The organism is uncultured Sphingomonas sp., assembly GCF_964237155.1.
Lineage (GTDB): Bacteria > Pseudomonadota > Alphaproteobacteria > Sphingomonadales > Sphingomonadaceae > Sphingomonas.
On sequence record NZ_CAXSHH010000122.1, the window covers coordinates 1 to 4,886 of the forward strand.

General features: G+C 69.7%; 5 protein-coding genes. 2 read left to right on the forward strand and 3 right to left on the reverse strand.

The features are described 5' to 3' along the window. Nucleotides 1–161 precede the first annotated feature (161 nt). Complete coding sequence (locus ACFE71_RS14880; RefSeq protein WP_375429544.1) at nucleotides 162–1,424, reverse strand: threonine ammonia-lyase; 1,263 nt, start codon at nucleotides 1,422–1,424, stop codon at nucleotides 162–164. A gap of 57 nt (nucleotides 1,425–1,481) precedes the next feature. On the opposite strand from ACFE71_RS14880, the gene ACFE71_RS14885 reads away from it, so the two are divergent. Beyond that, on the forward strand, nucleotides 1,482–2,345 hold the full coding sequence (locus ACFE71_RS14885) for an NAD(P)-dependent oxidoreductase (RefSeq protein ID WP_375429545.1): 864 nt from the start codon (nucleotides 1,482–1,484) through the stop codon (nucleotides 2,343–2,345). Between the two features lie 5 nt (nucleotides 2,346–2,350). Further along, complete coding sequence (locus ACFE71_RS14890) at nucleotides 2,351–3,997, forward strand: amidohydrolase (protein ID WP_375429546.1); 1,647 nt, start codon at nucleotides 2,351–2,353, stop codon at nucleotides 3,995–3,997. A 33-nt stretch (nucleotides 3,998–4,030) separates the two neighbouring features. Here ACFE71_RS14890 and ACFE71_RS14895 read toward each other — a convergent pair whose 3' ends face one another. Together ACFE71_RS14895 and ACFE71_RS14900 are read right to left on the reverse strand one after the other, a co-directional pair. Then, nucleotides 4,031–4,612, reverse strand: a complete 582-nt coding sequence (locus ACFE71_RS14895) for a DUF4142 domain-containing protein (protein WP_375429547.1) — start codon at nucleotides 4,610–4,612, stop codon at nucleotides 4,031–4,033. A 123-nt stretch (nucleotides 4,613–4,735) separates the two neighbouring features. Next, the coding region (locus ACFE71_RS14900) for a helix-turn-helix domain-containing protein (protein WP_375429548.1) at nucleotides 4,736–4,886 on the reverse strand (151 nt) is incomplete at its 5' end.

Below are 4,886 nucleotides of genomic sequence, written 5' to 3' on the forward strand. Positions count from 1 at the left end.
AAGAAGCGCGGGAAACGGAAGGGCGCTGTCACCGCCTGCTGGACCTTTCTGCCGCCCCGGGCGATCCGGCGGGCTGGGTGAACCTATGGCGGCGTCCGAGCATGGATGAAAGGCGCTTCACCAAAGATTGAGGGTTAACCCGTGCGGTGCATACAAGAAAGTCAGGCGAGCTCGACGGGCGCGACGTCGTAGCCGCCGATGCGCAGCGCGGCGAACAGGCGGTCGAGATGCGCGCGGTCGCGGGTCTCGCATTCGATCTCGGTGACGAGGCCCTTGGCCGGGAGGGTGGTGAAGACGCGCTGGTGGTAGACCTCGATGATGTTGACGCGCTCCTGGTCGAAGATGCGCGCGACGTTGAACAGCGCGCCGGGCTGGTCCTGGAGGCGGATGCGCAGGCGCGCGAGGCGGCCGGAGCGGGCGAGATCGCGCAGCAGCACGTTGGCGAGCAGCCGCGTGTCGATGTTGCCGCCGCACAGCACGATGCCGACGGTGCGGCCGCGAAAGCGATCCGGATGCTGGAGGAGGGCGGCGAGCCCGGCGGCGCCCGCGCCCTCGACCACGGTCTTCTCGATCTGGAGGAGGAGGCTGACCGCCTCCTCGAGGCTGCGTTCGGAGACGAGGAGGATGTCGTCGACCAGCTCGGCGACCATCGTCGAGGTGATGCCGCCGGGTTCCTTGACCGCGATGCCCTCGGCCAGCGTGTCGCCCGCGCAGGGGTGGTCGGTGCCGTTGATGCGGTTGTACATGGACGGATAGAGCTCGGCCTCTACCCCGACGACCTCGATCGCGTGCCCACTCGCGCGGGCGACGACGCCCATGCCGGAAATGAGCCCGCCGCCGCCGATCGGGGTGACCAGCGTATCGATCGCGGGCACGTCGTCGAGCATTTCGATCGCGACGGTGCCCTGGCCCGCGATGATGCGCGGGTCGTCGAAGGCGTGGACGAACGTCAGCCCGCGCGCGGTCTCGAGCTGGCGGGCGTGGGCGTGGGCGGCGTCGTAGGTCTCGCCCTCGATCACGACGGTCGCGCCGTGGCCCTCGGTCTGGACGACCTTGGTGATGGGCGTGGTGCGCGGCATGACGATGGTGGCGGGGATGCCGAGCCGGTTCGCGTGATAGGCGAGCCCCTGCGCGTGGTTCCCCGCCGAGGCGGCGATCACGCCGGTGGCGCGCGCTTCGGGCGAGAGCTGGAGCAGGGTGTTGAGCGCGCCGCGTTCCTTGTAGGCGGCGGTGAATTGAAGGTTCTCGAACTTCAGATACACGGTCGCGCCGGTCAGTTCGGACAGGGTGCGGCTGATGAAGGTTGGGGTGCGGACGATCTGGGCACGGATGCGGGCGTGCGCGGCCTCCACGTCGGCCAAGGTGACCGGAAGAGGGGGGGTGACGGGGAGTTCCGAGACGGTCGGTACGCGTTGGGTGGCCATGTGTCGGTCGCTAGACCATCTGGCGCGGGCGGGGAACCGCCCCTATGCCCCGCGTCCATGAAGATCGGATGGATCGGGACGGGCGTGATGGGCGCGCCGATGGCGGGGCACCTCGCCGCGGCGGGGCATGAGGTCGCGGTGTATAACCGGACCGTCGCAAAGGCGGAAGGTTGGGCGGCGAAGCACGGCGGGCGGGTGGCGGCTACGCCCGCGGCGGCGGCGGACGGGGCGGAATTGGTGCTTACCTGCGTCGGGAATGACGACGATCTCGCGGCGGTGACGCTGGGCGCGGACGGCGCGTTCGCGGCGATGCGGGCGGGCGCATCGTTCGTGGACCATACGACGGTATCGGCGGCGATCGCGCGGCGGCTGGCCGAGGAGGGCGAAGCGCGCGGGTTGCTCGTGCTCGACGCGCCGGTGTCGGGCGGGCAGGCGGGGGCGGAGTCGGGGAAGCTGTCGGTGATGTGCGGCGGATCGGCGGCGGCGTTCGCGGCGGCGGAGCCGATGCTCCAGGCCTACGCCGCGCGCGTGGTGCATGTCGGCGGGCCGGGGGCGGGGCAGCAGACCAAGATGGTCAACCAGATCGCGATCGCGGGGGTGCTGGGCGGGTTGTCGGAGGCGCTCAGGTTCGCGCAGGGTGCCGGGCTGGACTTGGATGCGGTGTTCGAGGCCGTGTCGGGCGGGGCGGCGCAGAGTTGGCAGATGGTCAACCGGTGGGGCAGCATGGCCGAGGACCGGTTCGATTTCGGCTTCGCGGTCGACTGGATGCGCAAGGACCTGGGGCTGGCGATCGACGAGGCGCGGGCGAACGGGGCGGCGGTGCCGGTGGCGGCTTTGGTGGACCAGTTCTATGCCGAGGTGCAGGCGATGGGCGGCGGTCGGCAGGATACGAGCGCGTTGGTGCGGAGATTGCGGAAGTGACAAGCGTGAGTGTGCGTATCCTGCTGGCGGCGGCGGCGGCGTTGCTGCCTGCGCCCGCGTTGGCGGATGGGCTGGTCTATAACGTCACGGGCGTGACGCTCGACAAGGACGGGCGGGTCGAGCGGTTCTCCGCGTTGCAGGTGACGCGCGACGGGCGGGTGGCGAAGCTGCTTCGCACGCGCGACAAGCTGCCCGACAAGCTCGACTGGCGGGTGGACATGAAGGGACGCGTGCTGCTGCCGGGCTTCGTCGACGCGCACGGGCATGTGATGGGGCTGGGGACGCGCGCGCTGGCGCTCGATCTGTCGGGGACGCGCTCGCTCGCCGAGGCGCAGGCGGCGATCGGGGCCTATGCGAAGGCGAACCCGGAGCGGAAATGGATTCTAGGCGGCGGCTGGAACCAGGAGAGCTGGGGATTGGGCCGCTTCCCGACGGCGGCGGAGCTGGACGCGGTCGTCGCCGACCGGCCGGTGTGGCTGTCGCGCGCCGACGGGCATGCGAGCTGGGGCAACAGCGCGGCGATGCGCGCGGCCGGGGTCACCGCGCGCAGCGTGTCGCCGGCGGGCGGGCGGATCGAGATGGCGAACGGGCAGCCGTCGGGGATCTTCGTCGACGCGGCCGAGGAGCTGGTCGCCAAGGCCGTGCCGCGGCCGTCCGCCAAGGATCGCGACGCCGCCTTTGTGAAAGCGCAGCAGCTGTTGCTCGCGAGTGGCATCACCGCGACCGCCGACATGGGAACGACGTTGGACGAGTGGCAGACCTATCGCCGGATGGGTGATCTGGGGAACCTGCGCGTCCGCATCATGAGCTATGGCGGTGGGGTCGAGGATACTGTGCGGATCGGCGGGACGGGGCCGACACCGTGGCTGTATGGCGACAAGCTCAAGCTCGTCGGGGTGAAGTTGTATGGCGACGGCGCGCTCGGGTCGCGTGGGGCGTGGCTGAAGGCGCCGTATGCGGACGCGCCGCGCGAGCGGGGGCTGGGTTTCCAGTCGGACGACGTGATCCGCAACCTGATGAGCCGCGCGTCGATGGACGGGTACCAGGTCGCGGTGCATGCGATCGGCGACCGGGCGAACGCGCAGGTACTGGACGCGATCGACGAACTGGCGCTGACCTACAAGGGCGACCGGCGCTGGCGGGTCGAGCATGCGCAGGTGATCGATCCGGCGGACCTGGCGCGTTTCGGAAAGAATGGCGTGATCGCGTCGATGCAGCCCGTTCACCAGACGAGCGACCGGACGATGGCGGAAGCTCGGCTGGGGCCGGCGCGGCTGGCGGGAGCGTATGCCTGGGCGTCGGTGCTCGCGCGCGGCGGGCGGCTGGCGTTCGGGTCGGATTATCCGGTCGAGCGGCCCGATCCGTTCGCGGGCTGGGCGGCGGCGTTCACGCGCGCCGACGCGGAGGGGTTGCCGTTTGGCGGGTGGCAGCCGCAGGAGCGGGTGACGCGCGAGCAGGCGTGGAAGGCGTTCACGAGCGACGGGGCCTATGCGGGCTTCGCGGAGGACCGGTTCGGGCGGCTGGGGGTCGGGCAGCGCGCGGACTTCATCATCGTCGATCGCGACCCGACGCTCGCCGGGCCGACCGAACTCCGCGCGACCAAGGTCGAGGAGACCTGGGTCGGCGGCGAGAAGATGTTCGAGCGGAAGTGAACGGGCGGGGGCCGAGGTCCCCGCCCGGCCGGCTCATGTGCCGGAGGACATCGACGCGGGGGTCATCTGCTTGGCGTGCATGACGTGACGCTCGACGATCGGCACGGCGGTCGAGGCGACCTGCTTGAGCGATTCATCGGCACCGTCCGTGGCGAAGCCCTTATGGAGCGCCCACGCGGTCTGGTGCGACTGGAGCTGCTGCTGCAGATACAGATCGTCGAAGGTGCCCTTGGGCGCGCGCTTCAGCAGGGCGATCTTCGCGGCGTTGTCGGCCGACAGGCGGGTCGACGGACTGGCGATCGTGCGGTCGCCATTCTTCAACGCCGCCATCAGCGCCTTGGACGTGGTGGTGTGATCCGCGATCATCTCGCGAGCATAACCCTTGACGTCGTCGCGCTTGGACTTCGTCAGGGCGAGTCGACTCGACTGCATCTCGTAATTATCGCTGTCGGCGGCGAGTTTGACATAGTCGGTGGGCGTCGTGCCGGTGAGCGGAGCGACGCCGACATCGCTGGCGGTCATGGAGCCCGAGGCCATCGGCATGGACTGGGTCGTCCGGGCGGTCGCGGGAGCGGCGAGGGCGAAAGCCGTCGCGGCGAGAAGGATATACTTCATCGTTGGAGTCCTCACATTATTCAAGAACCTGAACAACGAAGCGGCGCGCGACCCGTTCCGGTCGAACGGAAAAGGCCGCGCCGCCCGAAAGCACCGCGGCCTCATCGATCGTTCGTCGGAAGATCAGGCGACCTGCGCGGACATCACCTCGTCAGGCTCGCGCAACACATAACCCCGGCCCCAAACCGTCTCGATATAGTTCTCGCCCTCGCACGCCATCGACAGCTTCTTGCGGAGCTTGCAGATGAACACGTCGATGATCTTGAGCTCGGGC

Coding starts and splice junctions, on each gene's coding strand:
- ACFE71_RS14895 (WP_375429547.1), bottom strand. CDS start 4,612: ATGAAGTATATCCTTCTCGCCGCGACGGCTTTCGCCCTCGCCGCTCCC.
- ACFE71_RS14885 (WP_375429545.1), top strand. CDS start 1,482: ATGAAGATCGGATGGATCGGGACGGGCGTGATGGGCGCGCCGATGGCG.
- ACFE71_RS14880 (WP_375429544.1), bottom strand. CDS start 1,424: ATGGCCACCCAACGCGTACCGACCGTCTCGGAACTCCCCGTCACCCCC.